This is a genomic window from Desulfosalsimonas sp., from assembly GCF_055149105.1.
Genome location: NZ_JBSRLA010000055.1, coordinates 1 through 24,567, shown reverse-complemented (window position 1 = coordinate 24,567; position 24,567 = coordinate 1). Strand labels below are relative to the sequence as shown.

Genomic DNA, 24,567 nt, shown 5'->3' with positions numbered 1-24,567 from the left:
AGGCTTGCGCGATTTCGAAGAATGCAGCGTACTTATCCGTACGTGAAATTCTGAGAAATCGCGCGTAACGCAGATATTGGACTTTTTACGGTGCCATCATTTTTCTGCCTGCTGTTAAATAAGGTGATAAACCCTAACACGCTAAAACCTTAAAACTTTCTATTTATATCAAGTTGAACCAAATGGCAAACATGTTTTGCCGCTTGGGGGGATTTTTAAATAACAAACCTGCATCATTTGATATACCCCTGAATCAGAATGTCATCTCCGATCTGCTCTGTTTCCATGTCTGTTACACAAATCGCCGAAGACATCAGCTGCGGGCCGGGCCCGCTGCAGATACCCATGCCGTCGCCGGCAAGAATTTTCGGAGCGTAGAAAAAGCAGATCTTGTTTACCAGACGGTTTTGCAGAAAAGATCCCGCAACCCGGCTGCCGCCTTCCACCAGCAGGCTGGTGATGTTTAACTGCCCGAGCTTTTCCATCAGGGCATCAAGGTCCACCCGGTTTTGTTTTTCCGGCAGGTACAGGATCTGTACGCCTTGCTGCTCCAGGCGGGCGCCCTTTTGGGGGTCGGCATTTTCTGATGCGGCCACCAGGGTGGGGGCATTGGATTGCTGAGAAAGCATTTTGGCGGTTTCCGGCATGGAAAGCCGTGTGTCCAGAATCACCCGGACCGGGTCCCGGCCGGTGCTGTTTTCCAGGCGGGTGGTCAGGCTCGGATCATCGGCAGTCACGGTGTTGATCCCCACCAGGATGGCATCGCAGCAGTGGCGCATTTGGTGCACCCGGGTCCGGGCGTCCGGGCCTGTGACCCACTTGGAATCCCCGGTGAGCGTGGCGGTTTTGCCGTCCAGGGTGGCTGCGCATTTGAGCAGCACAAAGGGCCGCCGGGTCTGAATGTAATGGATAAAAAATTCATTGAGCCTTCGGGCCTGTGGTTCACAAATCCCGATTTCCATGTCTATCCCGCAATCAGCCAGAAACCGGGCGCCTCCGCCGGCCACTTCCGGGTTGGGATCGGTCATGGCGCAGACCACCCGGCTGATGCCCGCCTCCAGGATGGCTTTTGTGCACGGCGGGGTGCGGCCCTGGTGGTTGCAGGGCTCCAGGGTGACATACATGGTGGCCCCCCGGGTACGGCTGCCGGCATCGGCAATGGCATTTACCTCGGCATGCGGGCCGCCGGCTTTTTCGTGCCAGCCGCGGCCGATGATTTGTCCGTCCTGTACAATCACCGCCCCCACCATGGGATTTGGTGATGTGCGGCCGGCGCCTTTTTCTGCCAGCTCAAGGGCCGTTTTCATGTAATGATCATCCGGATATTTCATGGGCAAAAACCTGTTATTGTATCTGCAGCACCCGCCTTATTGGGAAAAGTTAAACATAAGCATTTTTTGAAAAAAAGAACGGCTCCGCAAAAGGGCCGCGGAACCGTTTTTCTGGTGTGCTGCAAAATGGTTGTTATCTCTGGTCCAGAAGGGTTTTGAGTTCGGTGACAAAGTCGTTGACGTCCTTAAAATCCCGGTATACCGAGGCAAACCGCACATAGGCCACCTTGTCGAGTTCATGGAGGCGCGCCATGATTTTCTCTCCGATCACCCGGGAGGGGATTTCCTTTTCCTCTGCTTCCCGCAGGTCGCGCTCGAGTTCCTCGATAAAGGCCTCAATGACATTCATGCTGATTTCGCGCTTCTCGCAGGCCCTTTTGAGCCCGGAGCGGACCTTGTCCCGGTTAAATATCTCCCGCCGCTTGTCTTTTTTGATGATCATCAGCGGGATTTCCTCCACGGTTTCATAGGTGGTGAACCGTCGACCGCACAAAAGACATTCCCGCCGCCGGCGGATGGCGTTTCCTTCCTTGCTCAGCCGTGAATCAATGACCTTGTTGTCGTTTTCACTGCAAAACGGGCATCGCATCAGCTGCCTCCTTTAACCTGACGCAGCCGGATACCGGCTTCTTCGAGCAGGGCGGTGGACAGCTCATCCGCATATCCTTCCTGGTAACAGATTTCGGTGAGCCCGGCATTGATAAGCATTTTCGTGCAGATGGCACAGGGCAGGTTGGTGCAGTAAAGGCTTGCTCCGCGGATGGCCACTCCGTGGTATGCGGCCTGGATGATGGCATTTTGCTCCGCGTGAATGCCGCGGCACAATTCATGGCGCTGGCCGGATTCAATGTTCATGCGCTCACGCAGGCATCCCACCTCGGCGCAGTGCAGGATTTTTGCGGGCGCGCCATTATAGCCCGTGGCCAGCACCCGGTGCTCCTTGACCAGCACCGCCCCCACGGCCCGGCGAAGGCAGGTGGAGCGCCGGGCCACGAGATTGGCAATATCCATGAAATAATCATCCCAGGCAGGGCGCTGGCCGGTTGGGGTCATAACTGTTTTGCCCTTTTATTGCAAGGCGTCCGGACCGCTGGTTTTGACAAATTTCGGCAGCGGACAATCGATGCACGCCTTTATGGGGTTTGCGCAAACAACGGAAACCCGGCGCAAAGTTCCTGCACTTGCTGCCGGATGCCTTCAATGCGGGCGGTGTCATCGGGGTGCTTGAGTACATCCAGGATAAATGCCCCGATTTTTTGCATTTCCGCCTCTTTCATGCCCCGGGTGGTCACCGCCGGGGTGCCGATGCGGATGCCGCTGGTGACAAAGGGGCTTTCCGTATCAAAGGGCACGGTGTTTTTGTTTACCGTAATGCCGGCCATGCCCAGTGCTTCTTCTGCTTTTTTGCCTGTAATCCCGAGATTTCGAAGGTCTGCGAGCATCATGTGGTTGTCAGTGCCCCCGGAAATGAGATCCACTCCGTTTTGCTGGAGTATGGAAGCAAGGGAACGGGCATTGCCCACCACATTGGCTTGGTAGTCTTTAAACGACTCGTCCGCGGCCAGTTTGAAGGCCACGGCCTTGGCTGCAATCACGTGCATCAGGGGTCCGCCCTGGATCCCGGGAAAAATTTCCTTGTTTAACACCTTGTCCAGGTCGGTCTTGGCCAGAATCAGCCCGCCCCTGGGGCCGCGCAGGGTCTTGTGGGTGGTGGATGTGACCACGTCGGCATGGGGCACGGGCGAGGGGTGATGTCCGGTTGCCACCAGCCCGGCAATGTGAGCCATGTCCACCATGAACCAGGCGCCAACGGATCTGGCAATCCGGGAGAACGCCCCGAAATCGATGGTCCGTGAATACGCGCTGGCTCCGGCAATGATCATTTTGGGCCGGTGCTTTTCAGCCAGGGCCGCCACCTGGTCATAATCAATGGTGCCTTCTTCCCTTGTGACACCGTAATGGGCAAACTTGTAAAACCGGCCCGAAAAACTGGCCGCAGCGCCGTGGGTCAGGTGGCCGCCGTGGGAAAGGTCCATGGCCAGGATGGTATCACCGAGTTCCAGAAGGGCGAAAAACACGGCCATGTTGGCCTGAGAGCCGGAATGGGGCTGTACGTTTGCGTATTCTGCGCCAAACAGCGCTTTTGCCCGGTCAATGGCCTTGGTTTCGGCAATGTCGACATATTCGCAGCCGCCGTAATAGCGTTTGTCCGGGTATCCTTCGGCGTACTTGTTGGTCAGCACGCTGGACTGGGCGCTCATGACCGCAGGACTGACAATGTTTTCCGAGGCAATGAGCTCAAGGGTGGTTTTCTGGCGGTCATATTCCCGGGAAATGGCTTCTGCGATTTCCGGGTCAGCTTTTTTGACAATGGACAGGTTCAGGGACAGATCGTCGGCGGTTGCATTTTTGTCCGTAATATCGCTCAAAGGTCAGTTTCCTCCACAAAATTTTTCCAGCCGCTGGCTGTGCCGCCCGCCCTCAAAAGGGGTTTGAATCCAGGCTTGCACAATCTCGCGGGCCAGTTCAGTGCCGATCACCCTTCCGCCCATGACCAGGATGTTGGCGTCGTTGTGACGGCGGCTCATGATGGCGGAAAACAGGTCGTTGCACAATGCCGCCCGCACCCGGCCAAACCGGTTGGCCACCATGGACATGCCGATGCCGGTGCCGCAGATCAGAATCGCGCGCTCATATTCGCCGCTGTCGACCTTGCCGGCCACAAGTGAGCCGAAATCCGGGTAATCCACGGACTGTCCGGAGTCAGTTCCAAAGTCGTCAACTTTAAAGTCAAGTGAAATCAAATAGTTTTTTACGATCTCCTTGAGTTCGTAGCCTGCGTGGTCAGAACCGATGGCAAGGGGAAGCATCCTGGGCCTCGTTTTCCTGTCGTTTTGTTTTTTGATGGCGCTCAGGGGCGAACCGGCAATTGTGCCGAGGCGTTAAGACTGGGTTTTTTTAATGATATAGTTAATGGCATCTTCCACGGTTCGCAAATGTTCGGCATCTTCGTCAGGCACCTCGATGTCGAACTGTTCTTCCATGGTCATGATCATTTCCACGATGGCCAGGGAATCGGCTCCCAGATCATCGATGAGCGATGCTTTGGGCACAACGTCTGCCGGGTCCACCTCAAGTTTTTCGGAAATGAGCTTTTTGATCTTGTCTTCGATTGTCATAATCACGGATCCCCTTACGCTTCGGTCTCAATAACGCTGCGGCCCTTGTAATTTCCGCATTCCGGACAGGCCCGGTGGCTCATGACCGCCTCGCCGCACTGGGAACAGCGGCTCAGTGCCGGAGCATGGGCCTTTTGGTGGGTTCTGCGCTTGTCCCGCTTGGACTTGGATACCTTGTGCTTGGGTACTGCCATTTTGAAATCTCCCAACTATTTGAAATAATTTGTAAATTCTGTATATCTCTGTATATCTGCGATTAAACGGTCACTAAAAACTAATATGTTAAATTCGTCTCCATGTCAAGGGAATTTGCAGGGCATAAAAAAGCGTTCTTGATTTTCATCATGTTGTCGGCTAAATTAAATAGTTTTCTTTCATGATGATTTTTACAGCCACAAAACCGGATAACCCGTAAATCACAGGACAGATTTGCACATGGAAACCATCATCACCCGCTTTCCGCCCAGCCCCACAGGCTTTTTGCACATCGGCGGGGCGCGCACGGCCCTTTTTAACTGGCTCTACGCCCGGAAAACCGGCGGCCGTTTCATCCTCAGGTACGAGGACACCGACGCGGAGCGCTCCACCCAACAATATGTGGACGCCATTGCCGAGGCCCTTGAGTGGCTCGGCATTGACTGGGATGAAGGTCCATTTTACCAGTCCCGGCGTCTGGATGTATATGAAAAATATATTCAGCACCTGATAGATACGGGCAGCGCCTATTACTGCACCTGCTCCAAAGAAAAGATCGAGGCCATGCGCCAGCAGGCCGCCCAAAGCGGGGGCAAGCCCAAATATGACGGCACCTGCCGGGAAAAAAACCTGCCGCCCACACCCGGGGCGGTGGTGCGTTTTAAATCCCCCCTGATGGGAAACACCGTGGTGGAGGACAAGATCCGGGGCAATATTGTTTTTCCCAATGCCGAGCTCGACGATTTCATTATCCGCCGCAGCGACGGCATGCCCATATACAACCTGGCCGTGGTGGTCGATGACATCACCATGGGGGTCAACACCATTATCCGGGGCGATGACCACATCAGCAACACCCCCAAGCAGATTCTGCTCTACCGGGCCCTGGGTGCGGAAGTGCCGGATTTCGGCCATGTACCGATGGTGCTGGGCCCGGACAAGGCGCGGCTGAGCAAGCGGCACGGGGCCATGAGCGTGACCGCCTACCGGGATATGGGCTATTACCCGGATGCCCTGCTCAACTACCTTGTGCGCCTGGGCTGGTCCCACGGGGACCAGGAGTTTTTCACCCGCGAAGAGCTTGTTGAAAAATTTGACATCGAACACATAGGCCGGTCTGCCGGGGTGTTTAACCCGGAAAAACTCCTGGCGTTAAATGCCGAGCACATCCGCAGCACGCCGCCTGAAAAACTGGCCCCTCACCTGATTCCGTTTTTGGGCGGACACGGGATTGCAGCCGAAGACAACGCGTTTTTGCACGCGGTGATCAAGACCCTGCAGCCCCGGTCCAAGACTTTTGTGGAAATGGCTGAGGCTGCGGTGTTTTATTATTCGGCCCCGGAAAACTACGAGGAAAAAGGGGTCAAAAAATTTTTTAAACCCGAAGTGGCCGCGCCGATCCGGGATCTGATCACGGAGCTGAAAAACACGGAAACCTTTGATGAAAAGCATCTGGAGCCCGCGTTTGTAAAGGTCATGGAGGCCTATGACCTGAAATTCGGTAAAATCGCCCAGCCGGTGCGCCTGGCCCTGTCCGGCAAAACCGTGAGCCCGGGCATATTTGAAATGATCGAGATCCTGGGCCGGGATGAAACCATTGCACGGCTGGAAAAAGCCGCGGTGTTTGTCCGGGATCAGGCTGAAAAACAGGCGTGAACCGGGTAAAAAATTTGGCTTGACACGATTTGGTTTTTTGTTATTTTACATAAATACAATTTTGCTGCTGAGGGTTGGTCTAGTGGCAAGACGACGGGTTCTGGCCCCGTTAACCCAGGTTCGAATCCTGGACCCTCAGCCAATAAGTATTGAAAAGCCCCATTAAATGGGGCTTTTTTATTTGGCAGTTCGTTTGTGCTACCAAAGGGAGTGCCATAATAAAAATTGTTGCCGGGTAAGCAAATGCCGGCGGCGCCAAGTGGGGCCGGATCGACCGAAATACGCAAATACTGCTTGCTGTCTAAAAAAATTTCATGAGCACGCGTATTAACGACTTCCCTTTGATTTTTCTATACGGTTAACCCCTTGATGCAATGAATTTCTGTGTCATAAAAAACGTTTTCTATGCCATGGCATTGTGAAAAACAAACTGGTCCGGAAATTTCCCCCTATATGACCGAAACGAATACCTGCTGCCGGCGCCCCCGCAATAGCCTGTCGGGCAAAGGGTTTGCGCATCCCCTTTTCTCAGATTCAGCTTGACGGAAGCGGCAAACATTTCATATCTATATAATTTCGTATACATAAAGATCACTGGCTGATTCCTTAAAATGCCTCTGCTTCGGCGTTTTCAATTTCTGATGAGCGACCCATTCACCCGGGAGGGCCCGCATGCAAAAGATCACCGACACCTGCCAGCCCAGGCAGGATATCCTGACCGGTACGTTCAACCCGGAGATTTTCACCGCATCCCTTGCCGAGGTGATCCGCTTCTACCAGGAGAACCGGCAGGGTATTCATCCGGTCTACACGGATGCCATACAGTTTTTTTCCGAGGGCACCTACGCCACGGACGGCTTCAAAATGGTGTTGAACGAGGTGTTCGCCAGGCTCGCCGGGGATAACACGGCGCCGGCCATCCATCGCCTGGAAACCGCATTCGGCGGCGGCAAGACCCATACCCTGATTGCCTGTACCCATATCGGATACAAGGGGGATGAACTCTCCCCGCATATCCGGGACCTGGTGGAGGAAAAATGGATTCCCCGCCGGGGGGAGATCAGCGTAGTGGGGATTGCAGGCAATGAAATACCGGTTCACAAGCCCAGGGGCACTGAGCTTGTACCCTATACCCTTTGGGGTGAAATCGCGTACCAGATCGGCGGGGAGGTGCTGTACCGGGAAGTGGAGGACGATGCCGAAAGTTTTGCCGCACCGGGGAAAAATTACTTTGCAACCCTGTTTAGCGGGAGAAAAGTGCTGGTGATGATCGATGAGCTGGCCCAGTACGCCGCCCGCCTGTCCGCCGCTATACCGAATGGCAGCGAACAGTTGTCCTCCTTTCTGATGAACCTCCACGAACATGCCCGCTCCAATCCCGGCGTATCCCTCATCCTCACCCTGGCCAGCCAGACTGACGCCTTTGCCCGGCAGACCGGGGAGCTGGGCAAGCTGCTCACCGAGATCACCGGCCGGGACGTGGATCCCGACGAGGCCCTGGCCATCGGTCAACAGGCCGTGGAGGGCGTTGCGAGTGTGGTCTCGCGTGATGCAACCTCCGTTGTCCCGGTCCAGGCCAGCGAAATTTCGCGGGTCCTGGCCAAGCGACTGTTCCATCATATTGATTCCGATGCGGCACGGGATACCGCTGTCTTCTATATGGATATGTACCGGAAAAATTCCGCCCTTCTCCCGGATGAAGCCACCCGCGAGGATTTCTCCGACCGCATGGCATCCCATTACCCCTTTCACCCTTCGTTTATCGATTTTTTGAACAACAAGCTGGCCACGTATGAAAATTTTCAGGGGACCCGTGGTGTGTTGCGGATTCTCGCCCTGGCGGTCCGCACCCTGTGGCAGAAACAAGCTCCAATCCCCATGATTCATACCTGCCATCTGGATATGCGCGATGCCCGCACCGTTAACGAAATCATCGGTCGCTCCGGCAGCAGCGAGCTGCTTGCCGTGCTAAACGCCGATGTGGGCGGGGCCGATACCCAAAGCCTTTCCGGAGGAAGAAGCAACGCCGAGCTGGCCGACCGCAAAAATCCCCATCCGGAAGGCTGGCCACTGTTCGAGTACACCTGGAAAACAGTTTTTCTGCACAGCCTTGTGGGCAGTGACCAGGGGCTTTCCTCGAACATATTCGGGCTCACCGAGCAGGATGCTCTTTTCGAGGTCTCCTTTCCCGGTCTCACTCCCCCGCAGGTTGCCGAGGCGCTCAAGGAAATCAGCAACAGCGCCTTTTATCTGCGGTTCAACCAGGGACGCTACTATGCCAGCCTGGAGCCCTCGGTGAACATCGCACTGGCCAAACTTCGACGCGGCCTGTCGTCGGAAGCCGTGGACAGCCTGCTCGCCGCCACCGCCAGAAAGGTCATAAGCGATAGTGTCTCCAATTTTTCCGTCATCCCCGATGTGAGCGCCCCGGAACACATCCCGGACAACAGCGGCAAGTTATCTCTGGCTTTGGTCGCACTGAACACGGGTGCGGTCAACGTCGAGCAGTTCATCACCACCGCTGGCCCCAACCGCCCCAGGGTCGAACAGAACCTGGTGTTTCTGCTCATCCCCGATACGGTGGCAACATCCGGCAGGTATCGCCAGCAGGATTTGAACCTGGGGAAGACTTCGGATACGAGCAATGAAAGCCTTACCCGTTTGCGGGATCTGGCCCGCACCGTTCTGGCAATGCGCCAGCTCAGGAAAAACCCGGAAAATTACGGTATCAAGCCTGCAAAACTGGAGGCGGACGAGTTCAAAAAACGGTATAGCGAGCGGGAAAACGCCCTGGTGTCAACCGTGACCGAAAGCTACCGGAACCTTTGGTATCCATCGGCCAACGGCCAGATCGTTTCACGGGAAATACGGACATCCGGCGGGGAAGGGGGCACGCCCGTGGTGGAACAGATCCGCAAAACCCTATTTGAAGACGGCGAGCTGATCACCGGTGATGCGATTACGCAATCGATCCTTACGGCTCTTGCAAGGCTGTTTTTTTCCGGCCACGATATCCTGGAAGTGCAAAAAGCTGCGGAAAACTTCCGGCAGCTTCGCAACTGGCCCGTACTGGAATCCCGGGAGGTGTTCGACCAGTTAATCCGGGAAGGGGTCAGGCGCGGGGTGTGGTGCCTGTTTCGGATGGGCGGTGAGGAAACCACCCTGCCGGACGAATTTTACAGCAGCGAAGCCGGAGAGCTACCCTTTGACGTGGATATACGGAAAGGCTACTCCCTGGTGACCCCGGCAGGTGCAAAACAACGGGGATGGGGCAAAACCGATTCTGCCGAACCGCGTCGCATAAAAGACTGGATCCGCGACGCGGTACGCGAAACGCCCGAGGCCACGATCGACCAAATATCGGAAAAGCTGGGGTCCAGTTTCGGAGACATCCCCGGCACAGAAGTCAAAAGCGCGATATCCGAGCTGATCAATGAAAGCAGAATTGCCGCCTATAAAGGAACCCCCGGGCAGAATGAAAAACCCGATCTGATTATGGGATCGGCCGGTGCCTTTTATATGCCCGCGCCGGAGGATGTGGTCATCACCCCGGCCAGGGCTGCGGAAAAGGGATGGATATCGGAAAAAGACAACACCATCCGGATTGCCGGCAAGGACGGCGCACGGAAAGTGATGCCGCTGCTTCGCCGAATGGGATCCATATACCAGAAAGGGGGCAAAAGCCGCATTGACAGCCTGGATCTCGTCGATATGGAATTGCCTTCCGGGGGGGTCATGCGGATTGTCGTTGAAAATGCGACCCCGGAATCCATCCGGGACCTGGGCGAGCTTTTCGAAACGGTTCACGGCACTGTCCGTACCGGGGAGCAGACCGAATGCCACCTGACCATCAACCATCCTGAAACCGACTGTCCTTTTGTCGCAGAACTCAAAAAGGACGCCGAATAGCACGGAGATCGCATGAGCGTAAAAACCGCATCGAAAAAACACCAGCAGACCCATTACTATCAAACGGTCAGGCCCGAAATCCCGGGCTCGCCATGGATACTGCGGATCACGGAGCACAAGGACAAGCCTGTTCCCGTAATGGTCATCAAACAGCGTATCCTGCCGGATCAGCGAACCGATGCGGACGACCTGATCGCTCCCCGGTCCGTTCTCAGGGAAAGCGGTGTTCTTCACGGCCCCCAGCAGCAGCGCTGTCTTCCGGTCCTGCGTACCATTCTCGCCCGGGTAAAAAATGATCAGGGGCTTTCCCTGGACCTGCAGCAGTACGTGAACGGATCCCGCATCACTTTCCGGGGGAATCTTCCGCTGACCGATGAAGCCGGGTACAAACTGGCGCTGATTTTCAAGCTGCAGGAGCGGATCCGGGAGCTCGACCGCATCGAGCTCATTGCCCGGCGGGTGGACCGGTTTACCCGGGAGGAGGCCGCATACTGGCATTCCCGGATGACCACCTACGGAGATGCGGCAAACCGGTGGGCCGCGGCCGGAATGAAGGTCGTGCTGGCCGGGCACCCCAAAGACCCCCATATCGGGCAGATGCTGGCGGACCTGCGCCTGCGCGGCTGATGATCAAAACGAAAAAAGGCGATTCATGAGCGAACCATGGAAAGACGATCTCCGGCTTATCGAGGCCGGTTTCCCCTGCCACCAGGTGGGGGCGGAAGCCCAGCGGGAAAGGGATACAGGTAAAGCACCGCCTACCCACAGGCTTCATGTCTGGTGGGCGCGCCGCCCCCTGACCCCCAGCCGGGCAGCCATCCTCGCATCCCTTCTGCCGGCGGACACGGATCCGGACTGGTTTCTGCGCCAGCTTGGCATTGAAAAGCGGGTGGTGGAAATCAACGGGGTGCAGTGGACGCTGACCGGCAAGGTTCTCGACAAAGTCCATGAGGATGATGATGGACGGGAACTGTTGACGGTGGATCACACGATCATACGCCAACTGGAAAAAGAAAACGAGGACAGAGAAGATCATTTAAAAATTATTGCCAAGCTAAAGGAGAACGATGACTCCTTGAGCAACGATCCAATTCTTCTTCGCTGGGAAAAAGAGTCGCAGCCGTTTCCAAAGCCTTGGCCATCGGAAAACGAGAATATACCAGTTTTCCACATGCCGTCGGATCCTGCATGGTTCAAGGACTTAATGGCTTTGGCCGGGAGCAGGGGTGTCCGTGTTCCAAATTTATACGGATACGATAGGGCCTACAAAAAAAATCCCTGTCCCGTAAAAACACCATGCACTGTACTGGACCCAACCGCAGGCGGGGGATCTATACCTTTCGAAGCATTGCGCTTGGGGCATAAGGTAATAGCCAACGAGTTAAATCCGGTGGCATCAGTAATCTTGCATGCTACATTAGAATATCCCTCAAAATTCGGGCCGTCCTTGACCAAAGAGATTCAGTTATGGGGTGCAAAACTGATTGACTTGCTTGATGAAAAAATGAATCTGTTTTTTCCCTCCAAGCATATGCTTCCACCTGCTGAAATGAAAGAGCTAAGAAATCATATAAAAAGTTGCGCCGATACGGAAACTCTCTTCAGCCATGAAGATACGACCTCTTTCCTCTACTGCCGCCAAGTTACTTGCCCCAATTGCGGCGGGAAGGCGCCGCTGATGAATACCTGCTGGCTGAGCAAGGTAGACGGGAACCAGTGGGGCGTAAAGATCCTCCCGGACGGCCGGCAGCAAAACGGCAAAGTTCGATTTGAAACTTACCGGGCGACCAAGGGGAAGGGACCCGGCGGTGAAGATCCTGATTTTGCGACCGTAAACAGGGGCGTTGGTTCCTGTGTTCACTGCAGACAGGCGATCGACTCCGAAGAGATAAAGTCCCAGGCCAGGGGGGAATCGTCCCATGGCCAATGGAAAGACCGGCTTTATTGCGTGGTGGCCGTCCGGTTCCAGCCGAAGCTGGATCAAAACGGACAGCCCCAGCGGTACAAAAGCGGTGAAAAAAAGGGGGAGATCAAAACGGAAAAGGTCCGTTTCTTCCGCCCGCCCAACCAGCAGGACCTGGACGCATTAAAGGAGGCGGAAAAGCGCCTGCAGGAAAACTGGGACCGGTGGGATGACCAGGGACTGATTCCCACGGAAAAATTTCCCCAGGGCAATGATATGCGCCCGGCCACCTACGGTATGCCCCGCTGGTGCGACATGTTCACCCCTCGGCAGCTACTGGGCCACCTGACCCTGGTCGAAGAACTCAACCGGCTGAAACCGCAGATCCTTTCCGAACTGGGAGAGGAAAAAGGCCGGGCTGTGGTGACGTATCTGCAGTTTGCGATTGACAAGGGAGTTGATTACAACAGCAGACAAACCCGATGGATCGCCCAAAGAGGTCAGGTATCAGGCACATTCGGACGGCATGATTTCTCGTTAAAATGGACGTTTGGGGAGATGATCTTTTCAGGACCCCACTCCGGTTTTCAATGGTGCCTCTCGCAAATATATGACGCCTACGATGGTATAGCTGCTCTCGTACCATCCCATGCGAAAGCAAACCCGGCTTCCATCCAAAATGGAACTGCCGCATATATGCCCAAGTTATCAGACAACTCTGTAGACCTGGTATGCATGGATCCACCCTATTATAATAATGTCCAATACGCAGAATTGTCAGACTATTTTTATGTATGGGAAAAACGAACCCTTTCCGATTTATATCCGGATTATTATAAACGGCGCTTGAGTGATAAGCAAAATGAGGCTGTTGCGAACCCGGACCGCGATGGTGGAAGCAAGTCTGCGCATTTGACATACGAAAAAATGATGGCGGATATTTTTATAGAATGCTACCGGGTCATAAAGTCCTCTGGCCTGATGACGGTTATGTTTACCCATAAAAGCCAGGATGCATGGGAGGCTCTTACAAAATCATTGATTGAAAACAACTGGATTATCAGTTCTGCATTGCCAATCGAGTCGGAATTTACCAATTCTCAACATATTATGAATAATGCCTCGGCTGCCAGCTCCATTTTTCTTTCTTGCCGTAAGCGCATAGCCCAATCTTCAGACCCGGCTATATGGAGTGGTTTAGGCGGCACGGGTGTCCAGCAGCGAATTCAACAGGCCGTGGCTGAGGGGCTCGAAGAGTTCCAGTCTTTAAAGCTCAACCCGGTAGACGAAATGGTCGCCTCCTACGGCCGCGCGCTGCGGGTACTATCGGAGCAATGGCCGGTTATTGACGGCGACGAGGAAGTTGGGCCTATCCGCGCCATGAACGAAGCCAGCCGGGTGGTGTCCGAAAACCAGATCCGGCGGATTACCGGCGGCCGATTAAACGTAGCCGATTTGTCCCCTGAGGCGGCCATGGCCGTTACCCTGTTTGGTATCTACCGCCTCGCAGAATTTCCCTACGACGAGGCCCTGAACATATCCCGCAGCCTCAATATCGCCATGGAAAACAAGACCGGCGGGTATGTACCCGGTGACCGCTTCATCGGGTATGGCACCCAGGGGGCTTCTGCCGGGCGCGCCGCAGGATCGGATGCAGAAGATCATGGGTTTTATGCCCCCCTGGTGCGAAAAGGTTCGAAAATGCGGCTGGTCCGCCCGGAAGAACGCCATGGAAAACGCATGGAGCTGCCGCGGACCGAATGGGACCTGCTCTGCGGCCTGATCCTCGCCTACCGGAAGGGCGACATCCCGGTCGCCCGGGCGTACCTGGACCGGCATGCCGATGGGAAGCAGGAGATGCTGCGGGCGCTTTTGGCGGTATGGGCCGCTGAAGTTCCGGATGAATCATTGAAAAAAGAGGCCCGCGCCATTATTTTTGGGTTGCAGTGAAAAATACCGGGAGGAATGCCCGTTGAGTGATGAAAAACCTTCAATTGTTTGGAATGATTATGTTATATATCGTGTTGAGAAGAGGGGATTTTCTTTTGCAACAATCGAAGAGATTTTGCGGTACTCTTCCGAGCGGTATTTTGATGTGGCGACCCATCGAATGATTGCTGTCGGGAAGCATGACGACCGTATTGTGATGATACCCTATGAAATAGCAGGTGATACCATTGTTCCTGTTACGGTTCATGCGACAACCCGCCAGCAGATAAAGTTTCGCCTTAAAACCGGGAGGTTTGAACATGAAAAAACCTAAAATGACATACTTTAATAAACAGGATGTGCTGCATCTGCTGATATCGGAGGAACAGGAGCACAACAGTATCGAGCTCAGCCCGGACATCACCGCCGAGCTGAACGAAAAAGGTGAATTGATCGGCATTGAGATTTTGAATGCCAGTGTCTTTATTCGGGATTCATTGCTGGAATCTGCACAGGCCAAGGTGCTCAATATCCTGTCCCAACCCGATAACAGCCTGGAGGCGGAAGCCTGAAACCACCGTTATTCCAAGACCGATCCTGGAACTACTCCTACAAGACCTCGTCCACCGGGCCAGACGGCCGGCCGGTAAACATCCTGCATGACTTCTACATCCCTGTTTTGCAAAAAAGCATCGCATACGACCGGGTTGCCGGATACTTCCGCTCCTCGTCGCTGGCTGTGGCCTCCCAGGGATTTTCCGCCTTTGCAAAGGTTTCCGGCCGGATGCGGATGATCGTCGGTGCTGATCTGGATCCGCATGACGTGTCAGCCATCCTCGCAGGCGATGAAAGCCGAATGGCCGCACGGCTGAACCGGGAACTGGGAGATCGGAGTGCCTGGCCCGAGGATGTGCAGCACGGGGTTGCGCTGCTGGCATGGATGGTTTCATCCGGCTGCCTGGAGGTCCGGGTGGCGTTCCGGGTTCACGGGCAAACCGGCCGGCCGTTGCCATTTGAATCCCGCGAGGACGGCTATGTCCATGAAAAATGGGCCATATTCACGGATGCAGAAGGCGACCGGATTTATATCTCCGGCTCGCTGAACGAATCCCGCCGGGCCCTGGTTCACAATGCGGAGAACATCAATCTGCACGCCAGCTGGTGGGCGGAATCCGACCGGCAGCGCATCGAGGATGCCGCCGTTTCATTTGAAGCGCTTTGGGAGAATGAAAATCCCTATATCCGGGTACTGACCCTTCCGGAAGCCGTCACCCAACGGCTGATCCAGATTGCAGAAGAAGTCCGGCGCCCGAAGGAGATTGACGGTTCTTCCGCATACGCCCCGGAAGTCGACCCGCCTTCTGTAATGGAGCGCCTTCGTTTTGCTTTGATACAGGATGGTCCTCGCCTGCCCGGCGGCCGCTATGTGGGCATGGAAACCGCGCCGGTAAAACCCTGGCCCCATCAGGAGATCGTTGCCCGGCGGCTTATCCGGACCTGGCCTTACAACTATATGCTGTGCGATGAGGTGGGCCTTGGCAAAACCATCGAAGCCGGCCTGGCGATCCGGTCGCTCTTCCTGTCCGGGCTCATACACCGGGTCTTGATCGCACCACCTGCAAGCCTGACCCGGCAGTGGCAGCGGGAGATGGCCGCCAAGTTTTTTATGCCGTTTGGTCGTGCTATGGGGGGCGCCGCCGCGCGACATGACTATATTTTCCCTTCCGAAGAAACCAAACCGGCATCCGGGCTATACGATCCGGATTTATGCATCATCTCCACAGGGCTCTTCAGCAGAAAACAGCGTTTGGGAGAAATCCGGGAAGCACGGCCGTTTGATCTCGCCCTGGTGGACGAGGCCCATTATGCCAGACGAAAGGATCCCGGATCCGGGGAAAGAAGCGCTCCGCGTTTCGGGCAGCTGTTTGCTGCGATCCGGGACGGGCTGGGCCTGAAAACCAAAAGCCTCTGGCTGGCCACGGCCACCCCCATGCAGCTCAACTGGATCGAGGTATTCGACCTCGTGTATCTCACCCGGAGGGTCGGCCATTTCCAGCAAGATCCAACCTTTACCTGGGCCTTTTACCGCACCCTGGGAAAACTGGTGGACCACCAGCAGCTCGAAACCCACGAATGGGACTTCCTGCAAAAAGCCGTCCAATCCGTCAAGACCTATGATCCGTTTTTATGGCAGTTTTTTCAAGAGGCCGTCATCGATGGCCGTATCCGCCAGCCGGCCAGGCAATGGCTGGAGCAGGACCATATTCCCCGGGGTCAGGACCGCAAGCATATCCAGCGCCTCATCTTTGCCGCCGCCCCCCTTTCCAGGGTCATGCTGCGACATACACGCACCCTTCTGGAAATATACCGGGACAACGGCCGGCTGGGCGCCAACCTGGCAAAGCGGGAAATATTGCCCGTACCCCGTATCGTGCTGACCGGTCTGGAAAAAACAGCCTATGACGAACTGGAAACCTACTGCAGGGATTTGACCCGGCAGATCGAGGCGCACAATCAGGGCACTGCCTGGAAAACCAGCGTGGGGTTTTATCTGAGCTCGCTTCGCCTGCGGCTGGCATCCAGCACATTTTCCCTGAAAGAAACCCTGCGGCGGAGAAAAGACCGGGTTGCCGCCACCCGGAAACACATGCAGCCGGCGCAGGACGCGGATGCCGACCCGGAGGTCCGCGACAAGCTCTACGGGGAAGATGAGGATATTGATGAAGAGATCATCGATACCTTTTTGAAAAACCGTACATCCGAGGACCTCGCCTGGGAGGAAAAACGACTCGGCCAAATGCTTGCCCCCCTGGAGGATCTGTCCGGGATGCCACTGAAGATGAAGGAACTGCTCTCTGTTTTGCAAAAAAGGCGTCTTTCTGGGGGGAGGCTTCGTCAGACGGTTATTTTTACCCGCTTTTACGATACCCTGACGGATATTGTAAGCCGGTTTCGCCAGGTACACCCCTCCATGCTGCTTGGCACCTATTCCGGGAAGGGCGGGCAGTACACGGAGCCCGGCAGCAACAGGATGCGCGGCGTGGAACGCGACGAAATCAAACACCGGTTTTTGCGCGGAGAAATCGATGTCCTGGTGTGTACGGATGCGGCTGCCGAAGGTATCAATCTCCAGACCGCCGATCTCATCATTAACTATGACCTCCCCTGGAATCCCATGAAGGTGGAGCAGCGGATCGGGCGCATTGACCGCATCGGACAAACCCATGACCGGATATTCGTGTTGAACCTTTGCTACGTGGATTCCGCGGAACAGATCGTCTATGACCGGCTGTTGACACGCCTGGCTGAGGCTGGAGGCGTAGTGGGCGAGCAGCAGATTTCCATGCTTCCCGTAAACGAAGATGAATTTGCCCAGCTGGCCGAGGGCACGCTGAATGAAGAAAGTTTGTTTAGAAGAGCCCGGGAGCGCATCTGTTTGCAGCAGCAGCGAACAGAAACCATGGAAATCCCGGCCGCACAGCTCTATGAGATCTACCTGCGGCTCCAGGACAGGCAGGACCGAAACCCGGCCCCTGTCACCCTTGACAACATTTGGGACGCCTTGTACAGGTCCGACTATCTCCAGCAAACAGGCAGTGTGGTCGTGGCGGGAAAGCCAGTGATCATCCTTGAAGGCCTGCGGGGAATCCCGGAAAAGACACAGTTGACCGCCAATCAGCAGCTCTATGAAAAAGGCGATGCGGATATGGAAGGACCGCTTTGTTTCGCATCCTATGGCGAGCCGGTTTTCGATCAGGTGGTAAAGCGCTTTACCGATTTTGAGATTCCAGAGTGTGCGGTCCGCCTGGAAGAGGAGGTGCCGGAAATGAATGCCACAGTCGTGGCCTATGCCGTTTCCTGCATCGGCAAGGACGGAGAGCCCGAAACCAGGCTCATCACCCGGTATTCCGACTTGGACGGGCTGGTTCCTGACGAAAAGAACACGCCCGGACCAGGAGATCTTAAAGCGTCAAAACAGCGGCTGCACAACCTGATGCGGGACGAGTTCGACCCGACCCGCGCCATCGGGCGGATCGTGGAAAACAACGAGCGGGCCGGAGCCGCCCATGCTGTGCTCAACCTTTTGGTGGCAGACAGTCTGTTTCCGGGTATCAACTACACTGAGCAGGACAACTTTTGGCAGGCAGTCAAAGCGATCGATGAAATCATTGGCGACCGGGACCGGTTGCTGGTTCCGAATATCCCCTCCCAGGTGCTGGGCAGAATACAAAAAGATCTTTTGTTTGATATTTACGTTCCCAGGACCGGCGATACGGCCTCTCCCACCCTTCCAGTTGTCCTGGTTGAATCGGCGGTGAATACCGCCTGCCGGGAGGCCGACAGTCTCCGGATAAGAAAGTCGGAACTGACCATTGGCAGGGTTAAAGTCAGGATAAAAAAGACCCTGGATCAAATGTTGCGGCATTTCTCTTGATGTTTCCTGAAAAAGCCCGCCGGGATGCAAATTTTTGCGCACATAAGATTTTCCTGACCCAAGGCATACCGCCCCGGAAAGAGCCGTTAAAAATTTCTCTTGGCAGTGTTTTCACAAGTAAATAAATAATCGGGTGTGAGCAGGTTGTGCCCCCGGTTTCCATATTGAAAAGGATTTTTTCGATGGAAGGGCTTTCGGATTTTTTGCAGAGGGCCTATAGCCGGAATTTACAGATACATGGTGTTATGTTTTTTATGTTTGAAAAGGGCATTGAATTTGGGTACGTTAAAAAGGCTAAATCATACTGACAGCCTTAACTGGCACCGGAACTCAAGCCTCTGACAAGGAGAAAAAGCATGGCATCCGGCAAACTGCTTTGGCAGTTCAGTCGCACCAAGGCTTTGGAATGCGCGCCATGAGGGACCGCATAGAGCTCTGTGAAGGGAGTTTTCAGATGCAATCCAATCTTGGCCAGAAAACCACCCTGTCGGCAACAATTCCAATCAGATGATGATGCAAGAATTTTGATATAGGAGACGCTAATAGCCGAAAAAGTCGGTCATATATTTTAGAGCGGTAAAGATGATAATGCCTGTCAGCATCCACTTAATCTTTGCGGCTGGAACATATTTCTGGGACCGTGCGCCCAGGTACATGCCTGCCATTCCACCCAACCCGAACAAAAGGCCCAGCATCCAGTCCGGTGCCACGGACAAGGCTGGATAAAACGGGGCAATGGTTTGGTAGAAAAGAACTCCGGCCACAGAGGTGACAAAGGTGCCCATAAGCGCGGCTCCGGCCACGGTATAGACCGGCAGGCCGAAAAAGGTTACGAAGAACGGGGCGATGATGGAGCCGCCGCCAATGCCGTAGATGCCACCCACAATGCCCACCACAAAGCTGAGACTGAAAATACCCCAAAAGGAGACATCAAAGGATTCGTCATAAAAAGTATATCCCAGTCGTTTCAGGTTAAAATAGTCCACTCTGACAGGTTTCAAAGCCATTTCCATTCCGCCGGCCTTTGATCGGTGGCGGCGGATCATTTCATAAAATCGTTTTTCGCTTTCAGCTTTGCTGCTTTGGATAGAATTCTTACCCACCAGCTCTCGTCCCATTTTTGCACCGATATACAATAGTACACACGCTGCAAAAAGTTTGAAGTGCTGTGGATTCGGTAACCAAGATAAGCGTACAATGGCGCCGATCAGAACTCCGGGCAGCGTGCCGATGATTACGATCCAGGTCAGTGGCCAGACCATCCGGCCTTCTCTGAAGTAACGATAAACGCCGCTGGGAATAGCTACAACGTTGAAAAGTTGATTTGTGGCACTCACCGAAGGGTGCGTGTAACCCAGGAACGTCATCTGGAATGGTAAAAGGAGAAATGCGCCTGAAACACCGCCCATAGAAGTAAAAAATGAAATTATAAAGGCAACAACAAATGCGATGGCCGGATTCACTTCAACGCCTGAGACTGGAAAATGCATGCTGTGTTCCTTGATTTTCAAAATTCTTCTGCATATGGGGTATAAAGAATAACTGGGATCCGGGGGGCTGCCGCGGATACCGGCAATGGCCAAATCCCAGTCTATAAAGGGAAGGTTCGGATCAAGAACAATCAGATCCGGTTTCTGCTCCGCCTGGGACAGGTGCAGCACTTCCGTGTGAACACTGGCGGCAACAACATCAAAGCCCGCAGCCGTAAATTCCCGTTTTCAGAAATAACCGGATGTGGGCATTTGCGTCAGCGATTAAAATAAGGGGATTTGGCATGATCAAAAACTCTCTGTAGACGGTTTATCTTCGTTTAAGCAAAAAAAATGCCAAACGCCCATAAAACTCGTTAACATACTGAAAAATAAATCATTAATTCTTTTTCAATCCGGAGTGAAGAAAGCGGCAGGCGCAAAAACCAAAACCCGGCCCCGGGCGGGTCGCTGGTTTTTTTTACAGGATGTAAAAAGAGATGTTTAAAGAAACAGAATCAGGAGCTTTTGACAGAGGTTTCCAGGGAAAGGTTGTACTTTTCAATCCGGGCCTGCAGGGTGGGACGGGACATGCCCAGCAGTCTGGCAGCCCGGCTGCGGTTGCCGCCGGTGAGATTCAGGGCTTCTCCCACGATCATGCGGCCGAACTGATCCATTAAAAAATTGAACATATCCGGGTTCTCTCCAGAAGCCAGCATAGACCGGATCCACTTCCGGCCGGCGGCTTCCAGGTCCATGCCGCCGCCATCATCGTCATCCCGGCCTTCTCCGGCAATGGCCTGGTAAATGTCACCGGCCTGAATGGGATATCCCCGGCTGAAAATCAGGGCTTTTTTGATGGTATTGCCCAGTTCCCGGACATTTCCGGGCCAGAAGTGTTGCTCGACCCTCTGGCGGGCTTCGTCACTGATGCCCGGATTGTTTACGTTCATTTCCCTGGAAAAACGAAAAAGAAAATAATCGATAAGCAGGGGAATGTCCTCTTTTCTGTCTTTTAACGGCGGCACCTCAATGGTCACAACCTTAAGGCGATAATAAAGATCCTCCCGGAACCTTTCCTCTTCAAGCGCCCCTTCCAGGTCCCGGTTGGTTGCGGCGATAATCCGGACATCCACGTCAATGGGCTGCTGGCCGCCCAGGCGTTCAACGCTTCGCTCCTGGAGAAGGCGCAGGATTTTGGCCTGGATGGACATGGGCATATCCCCGATTTCATCAAGAAATACTGTGCCGCCGTGGGCCTGCTCAAACTTGCCCACACGCCTGCTGGCCGCCCCTGTAAAAGCGCCTCTTTCATAGCCGAACAGCTCGCTTTCCAGCAGGGTTTCGGGGATGGCCACACAATTGATCACCAGAAAGGGTTTGCCCGCCCGCTGGCTGTGCTGGTAGATGGCCCGGGCCACCAGTTCCTTGCCGGTACCGGATTCTCCCCGGATCAGGACTGTAGCATCGGTGGGCGCCACCCGGCCGATGGCCTTGTAGACTTTCTGCATGGCCGGGCTTTGGCCGATAATGACATCAGCGCCCCCGGTTTCCGGGCCGGCCCCCATCTGCACCTGCTGATGCATCATCCGCCCGGCACTCACAGCCTGGTCAATAATTTTGAGCATGTCCCCCACATCAAACGGCTTGAGAACATAGTCAAAAGCTCCCTGCTTGGTGGCTTCAATGGCGGTTTCCGTGGTGCCGAAGGCGGTCATGATCACCACAGGCAGCTTGCTATCAATGGCCTGAATGCGCTGCAGGGTCTCAATGCCATCGATTCCCGGCATGCGCACATCCATAACCACCAGATCCGGCAGATGGTCTTCAACGGCCTGAATTCCGGCCTCCCCGGAGGAAGCCATCCGCACGCCATATCCTTCCTCCCCCAGGAGCCGGGCAAAGCTTTGCCGCAGTTGAACATCATCGTCGACAATCAAAATTTCAGCCATTTCCATCCTCCTCCGGCACCGGCAGGGTAACGATAAAGTTTGCGCCCTGCTCCTCAGCCGAATGAATGCTGAGCTGCCCTCCGTGCTCCCGGATGATACGGCCTGTGATAAACAACCCCAGCCCGGTTCCCTGGATCTTGGTCGTATGGAAAGGCTCGAGAATCTTCTGCCGGGCTTCTTCCGGAATACCCGGGCCGGTATCCCGGATGCTGATTCTCACAGCGCGGCCGTTGCGGTCACCTGCCACCTGGCTTTCTTCGATAAAAATCCGCCCGCCGTCCCCCATGGCCTCGCAGGCGTTGACAATCAGATTGACAAAAACCTCCTTCATCAATTCCGTATCAGCCTCCACAGGCGGCAGGTTTTCGGCCTGCTGCCGGATAATTTCCACATCATGGCGTTTTAGCCGGTATTCGAGCAGTTCCAGGGTCATGTCGATGACCCTGGATATATTGACCCGTTTCTTATTGAGTTTCGGCGGGCGGGAAAATTCCAGGAAATTGCGCACAATGTTATCCAAACGGCGCATCTCCTCTGCCACCACCTCAAAATCCTCTTTCTGAGTGTCGGATAGATCCAGATTTCTCTGAAGGGAGAAAAGCCGCATATTGATCGATGTCATGGGGCTGCGAATGCTGTGGGCCACCTCGGTTGCGAGCTTGCCCACCAGCGCCATTTTCTCCGAATGCATCAGCAATTGCTGGCTTTGCTGCAGTTCGCTGTGGGCCCGGTCCATGTCCGTGATCATACCCCGAACCCGGTCATCGAGCAAAGCCACCTCATTGGCCGGCCCTGTATGCTCGTGGGCATCCGGAGCCATTGCAGCAAGCCGTCGGATGGGGCCGATGACCCGGACAATGAGCAAAAAGGCCATAAAAACCCCAAGCACAACTGAAACAATCAGCCCGGCAACCACAAAGGAGCTCATGGCGGCTGATTTTTCCCGGACGTTTTCCCGGAACCGGTGGATCTCTTCTTCATTTAACCGGCTATATGCCCGACACATCCGGTTTAATTCAAAAAACTGGCTGCGCACATCCCAATGCATCTGCTCGCCCTTTGCCCGGTCGCCGCTTCGATACATTTCAATGATACGGTCTTTTTGGCTGACATACTGATCATACTGACGGCCAATCTGTTCCACCAGTTCAGCATGGACGGACGGTTGTTCCGTTTTCTCGGCGACCTCGAGCCAGTTGCGAAAAATCTCACGGTAATGGGACAATTCCTTTAGCCACTTGGGATCGCTGTCCAAAAAATAATAGGTTGCAAAACCTTTCTGATTGGCCAGGGCATTTTCCATGTGCCGGGAGGCTTCCATGACCTTGAGCTGCCGGTCCACCAGTGTGTTGACCGTATCGCGGAAGCCCACAGCATACCAGATGGCCATTGCCCCGATCAGGATCGTAATCAGCTCAAGCAGGGCAACGTGTGCGATAATCCGCTTGGACAGACTGATTTGCTTCCACCAGCTCACTGTATCTTCCTCCTTGTGCCGGGCATGTTGATCCGGAAATGAAAAGTTTTTTTATATCACCTTCGACCAGGAGACACAAGGATTGCCCCGGGCAGGGGCGAACCCTATTTGTTGACCCTCCGGGTATAACGTTTTATGTTGGACAAACAAAATGATTTTCAGCAGCACCCTAAGCTGTGAGAGCGTAATAGCTGGTGCTTTTTTTTCCCAATCTGACTTTGGTGTGCCAGAGAAAGAAATGACCAAGCATGCATGTCAAAATATGATGATGCCATCCTGGAAATTTTCTCACTTCATATTGATCCATGCCGAGCTCGGTTTTGCATTCTTCAAATTGCCCCGGATTGACGGTCTCGAGGCCCTGGAGCGGATTCAAAAGATCGATGCCAAACTCCCAGTGGTCGTCATGACCGCCTACGGCACCACGGAAACCGCAATTGAAGCCACCAAGTACGGGGCATTTGACTATGTCCTAAAGCCATTCGACATTCCGGAGATGCTCAAGGTCATCGGCCAGGCGGTCGCAGCGGGCTGAATGATGCGCCAGCGCGTGGAGATGGACGCCGGGCCGGAAAGCGCCAGGGAAGATGCCATTATCGGCAGAAGCAGTGCCATGCAGACGGTATACAAGGCCATTGGCCGTGTGGCGGGCACGGATGCCACCGTGCTGATCCGGGGGGAGTCGGGCACCGGAAAGGAACTGGTTGCCCGGGCGATCTACCAGCACAGCAATCGTGCGGACAACCAGTTCCTGGTTATAAACTGCGTGGCCATTCCCGAAACCCTGCTGGAAAGCGAATTGTTCGGGCCGGCAGATGCTGGAAAGCCATACGTGGCCCGGCAATGTGCGGGAACTGGGAAATGCCGTCAAGAAAGCCCTGATTTTCAGCCGGGCTATCCGATCCAGCCCAGGGACGTTCACCAGGCAATTGCCGAAAATAAGGGGGAAGATGAGACCCAGAGCATTGAAACCCTGGAATCTATCGGCCGGCAATGGATCCGCGAAATGCTGGCCGAAGGCGGCAGCCCGGACATGTTCAATCATCTCATGGACCGGTTCGGCAGCATGGTGGTCAGCGAGGCCCTGAACATGACCGGGGGCAACCGCAGCCGGGCCGCCAAAATTCTGGGA

Annotated in this window: 19 protein-coding genes, 1 tRNA gene and 1 pseudogene; 11 read left to right on the top strand and 10 right to left on the bottom strand. The window is 54.7% G+C overall.

What is annotated here, in order from left to right; translation table 11 throughout:
* Window positions 1-233: 233 nt before the first annotated feature.
* The 7 genes from ribD to rpmF all read right to left on the bottom strand — a co-directional run bounded on the left by ribD (window position 234) and on the right by rpmF (window position 4,704).
* On the bottom strand, window positions 234-1,331 hold the full coding sequence (ribD, locus tag ACTCIA_RS12870; protein ID WP_463002210.1) for a bifunctional diaminohydroxyphosphoribosylaminopyrimidine deaminase/5-amino-6-(5-phosphoribosylamino)uracil reductase RibD: 1,098 nt from the start codon (window positions 1,329-1,331) through the stop codon (window positions 234-236).
* A gap of 133 nt (window positions 1,332-1,464) precedes the next feature.
* On the bottom strand, window positions 1,465-1,920 hold the full coding sequence (nrdR, locus tag ACTCIA_RS12865; RefSeq protein WP_463002209.1) for a transcriptional regulator NrdR: 456 nt from the start codon (window positions 1,918-1,920) through the stop codon (window positions 1,465-1,467).
* Window positions 1,920-2,384: a deoxycytidylate deaminase gene (locus ACTCIA_RS12860; protein ID WP_463002208.1), complete on the bottom strand. Its 465-nt coding sequence runs from the start codon at window positions 2,382-2,384 to the stop codon at window positions 1,920-1,922. Before ACTCIA_RS12860 ends, nrdR begins: the two co-directional genes overlap by 1 nt.
* 80 nt (window positions 2,385-2,464) lie before the next feature.
* Window positions 2,465-3,715 carry a serine hydroxymethyltransferase gene (gene glyA, locus ACTCIA_RS12855; protein WP_463002212.1) on the bottom strand — a complete coding sequence of 417 codons (1,251 nt, stop codon included), beginning with the start codon at window positions 3,713-3,715 and terminating at the stop codon, window positions 2,465-2,467.
* Window positions 3,716-3,763: 48 nt separating this feature from the next.
* Window positions 3,764-4,201 carry a ribose 5-phosphate isomerase B gene (rpiB, locus tag ACTCIA_RS12850; protein WP_463002207.1) on the bottom strand — a complete coding sequence of 146 codons (438 nt, stop codon included), beginning with the start codon at window positions 4,199-4,201 and terminating at the stop codon, window positions 3,764-3,766.
* 72 nt (window positions 4,202-4,273) lie between these two features.
* Window positions 4,274-4,510 carry an acyl carrier protein gene (locus tag ACTCIA_RS12845; RefSeq protein ID WP_463002206.1) on the bottom strand — a complete coding sequence of 79 codons (237 nt, stop codon included), beginning with the start codon at window positions 4,508-4,510 and terminating at the stop codon, window positions 4,274-4,276.
* Between the two features lie 14 nt (window positions 4,511-4,524).
* Entirely contained in the window at window positions 4,525-4,704 is a 180-nt protein-coding gene (rpmF, locus tag ACTCIA_RS12840) for a 50S ribosomal protein L32 (protein ID WP_463002205.1), read from the bottom strand.
* A gap of 241 nt (window positions 4,705-4,945) precedes the next feature.
* On the opposite strand from rpmF, the gene gltX reads away from it, so the two are divergent.
* The 9 genes and pseudogenes from gltX to ACTCIA_RS12795 all read left to right on the top strand — a co-directional run bounded on the left by gltX (window position 4,946) and on the right by ACTCIA_RS12795 (window position 18,537).
* The gene (gene gltX, locus ACTCIA_RS12835; protein ID WP_463002204.1) at window positions 4,946-6,361 is read left to right on the top strand and encodes a glutamate--tRNA ligase; all 1,416 of its coding nucleotides are present in this window, start codon (window positions 4,946-4,948) and stop codon (window positions 6,359-6,361) included.
* 68 nt (window positions 6,362-6,429) lie between these two features.
* Window positions 6,430-6,503, top strand: a tRNA-Gln gene (locus ACTCIA_RS12830).
* 530 nt (window positions 6,504-7,033) lie between these two features.
* Window positions 7,034-10,270 carry an ATP-binding protein gene (locus tag ACTCIA_RS12825; RefSeq protein ID WP_463002203.1) on the top strand — a complete coding sequence of 1,079 codons (3,237 nt, stop codon included), beginning with the start codon at window positions 7,034-7,036 and terminating at the stop codon, window positions 10,268-10,270.
* Window positions 10,271-10,282: 12 nt separating this feature from the next.
* Window positions 10,283-10,897 (top strand): DUF7680 family protein, encoded by a 615-nt coding sequence (locus ACTCIA_RS12820; protein WP_463002202.1) that lies wholly within the window; start codon window positions 10,283-10,285, stop codon window positions 10,895-10,897.
* A gap of 25 nt (window positions 10,898-10,922) precedes the next feature.
* Window positions 10,923-11,102: pseudogene (locus ACTCIA_RS12815) on the top strand (DUF1156 domain-containing protein); the annotation flags it as partial.
* A 60-nt stretch (window positions 11,103-11,162) separates the two neighbouring features.
* Window positions 11,163-14,123 carry a DUF1156 domain-containing protein gene (locus tag ACTCIA_RS12810; RefSeq protein ID WP_463002213.1) on the top strand — a complete coding sequence of 987 codons (2,961 nt, stop codon included), beginning with the start codon at window positions 11,163-11,165 and terminating at the stop codon, window positions 14,121-14,123.
* A 22-nt stretch (window positions 14,124-14,145) separates the two neighbouring features.
* The gene (locus ACTCIA_RS12805) at window positions 14,146-14,436 is read left to right on the top strand and encodes a hypothetical protein (protein ID WP_463002201.1); all 291 of its coding nucleotides are present in this window, start codon (window positions 14,146-14,148) and stop codon (window positions 14,434-14,436) included.
* Window positions 14,423-14,674, top strand: a complete 252-nt coding sequence (locus ACTCIA_RS12800) for a DUF2283 domain-containing protein (RefSeq protein WP_463002200.1) — start codon at window positions 14,423-14,425, stop codon at window positions 14,672-14,674. Before ACTCIA_RS12805 ends, ACTCIA_RS12800 begins: the two co-directional genes overlap by 14 nt.
* 107 nt (window positions 14,675-14,781) lie before the next feature.
* On the top strand, window positions 14,782-18,537 hold the full coding sequence (locus tag ACTCIA_RS12795) for a DEAD/DEAH box helicase (RefSeq protein WP_463002199.1): 3,756 nt from the start codon (window positions 14,782-14,784) through the stop codon (window positions 18,535-18,537).
* 539 nt (window positions 18,538-19,076) lie between these two features.
* On the opposite strand, the gene ACTCIA_RS12790 is transcribed toward ACTCIA_RS12795, so the two are convergent.
* The 3 genes from ACTCIA_RS12790 to ACTCIA_RS12780 all read right to left on the bottom strand — a co-directional run bounded on the left by ACTCIA_RS12790 (window position 19,077) and on the right by ACTCIA_RS12780 (window position 23,435).
* Window positions 19,077-20,027: a sulfite exporter TauE/SafE family protein gene (locus tag ACTCIA_RS12790; protein WP_463002211.1), complete on the bottom strand. Its 951-nt coding sequence runs from the start codon at window positions 20,025-20,027 to the stop codon at window positions 19,077-19,079.
* 497 nt (window positions 20,028-20,524) lie between these two features.
* On the bottom strand, window positions 20,525-21,958 hold the full coding sequence (locus ACTCIA_RS12785; protein WP_463002198.1) for a sigma-54-dependent transcriptional regulator: 1,434 nt from the start codon (window positions 21,956-21,958) through the stop codon (window positions 20,525-20,527).
* Window positions 21,951-23,435: an ATP-binding protein gene (locus ACTCIA_RS12780; RefSeq protein WP_463002197.1), complete on the bottom strand. Its 1,485-nt coding sequence runs from the start codon at window positions 23,433-23,435 to the stop codon at window positions 21,951-21,953. The genes ACTCIA_RS12785 and ACTCIA_RS12780 overlap by 8 nt, the downstream gene beginning before the upstream one ends.
* 262 nt (window positions 23,436-23,697) lie before the next feature.
* On the opposite strand from ACTCIA_RS12780, the gene ACTCIA_RS12775 reads away from it, so the two are divergent.
* Both ACTCIA_RS12775 and ACTCIA_RS12770 read left to right on the top strand, forming a co-directional pair.
* The gene (locus ACTCIA_RS12775; protein WP_463002196.1) at window positions 23,698-23,970 is read left to right on the top strand and encodes a response regulator; all 273 of its coding nucleotides are present in this window, start codon (window positions 23,698-23,700) and stop codon (window positions 23,968-23,970) included.
* Window positions 23,971-24,567, top strand: a 597-nt coding sequence (locus ACTCIA_RS12770; RefSeq protein ID WP_463002195.1) for a sigma 54-interacting transcriptional regulator, incomplete at its 3' end; no start/stop codon positions are given.

Excerpts from the sequence above, each read along its gene's own strand:
- ribD (WP_463002210.1), bottom strand. The coding sequence starts at position 1,331 with ATGAAATATCCGGATGATCATTACATGAAAACGGCCCTTGAGCTGGCA.
- nrdR (WP_463002209.1), bottom strand. The coding sequence starts at position 1,920 with ATGCGATGCCCGTTTTGCAGTGAAAACGACAACAAGGTCATTGATTCA.
- ACTCIA_RS12860 (WP_463002208.1), bottom strand. The coding sequence starts at position 2,384 with ATGACCCCAACCGGCCAGCGCCCTGCCTGGGATGATTATTTCATGGAT.
- rpiB (WP_463002207.1), bottom strand. The coding sequence starts at position 4,201 with ATGCTTCCCCTTGCCATCGGTTCTGACCACGCAGGCTACGAACTCAAG.
- ACTCIA_RS12845 (WP_463002206.1), bottom strand. The coding sequence starts at position 4,510 with ATGACAATCGAAGACAAGATCAAAAAGCTCATTTCCGAAAAACTTGAG.
- rpmF (WP_463002205.1), bottom strand. The coding sequence starts at position 4,704 with ATGGCAGTACCCAAGCACAAGGTATCCAAGTCCAAGCGGGACAAGCGC.
- gltX (WP_463002204.1), top strand. The coding sequence starts at position 4,946 with ATGGAAACCATCATCACCCGCTTTCCGCCCAGCCCCACAGGCTTTTTG.
- ACTCIA_RS12825 (WP_463002203.1), top strand. The coding sequence starts at position 7,034 with ATGCAAAAGATCACCGACACCTGCCAGCCCAGGCAGGATATCCTGACC.
- ACTCIA_RS12820 (WP_463002202.1), top strand. The coding sequence starts at position 10,283 with ATGAGCGTAAAAACCGCATCGAAAAAACACCAGCAGACCCATTACTAT.
- ACTCIA_RS12800 (WP_463002200.1), top strand. The coding sequence starts at position 14,423 with ATGAAAAAACCTAAAATGACATACTTTAATAAACAGGATGTGCTGCAT.
- ACTCIA_RS12790 (WP_463002211.1), bottom strand. The coding sequence starts at position 20,027 with ATGCATTTTCCAGTCTCAGGCGTTGAAGTGAATCCGGCCATCGCATTT.
- ACTCIA_RS12785 (WP_463002198.1), bottom strand. The coding sequence starts at position 21,958 with ATGGCTGAAATTTTGATTGTCGACGATGATGTTCAACTGCGGCAAAGC.
- ACTCIA_RS12775 (WP_463002196.1), top strand. The coding sequence starts at position 23,698 with ATGATGATGCCATCCTGGAAATTTTCTCACTTCATATTGATCCATGCC.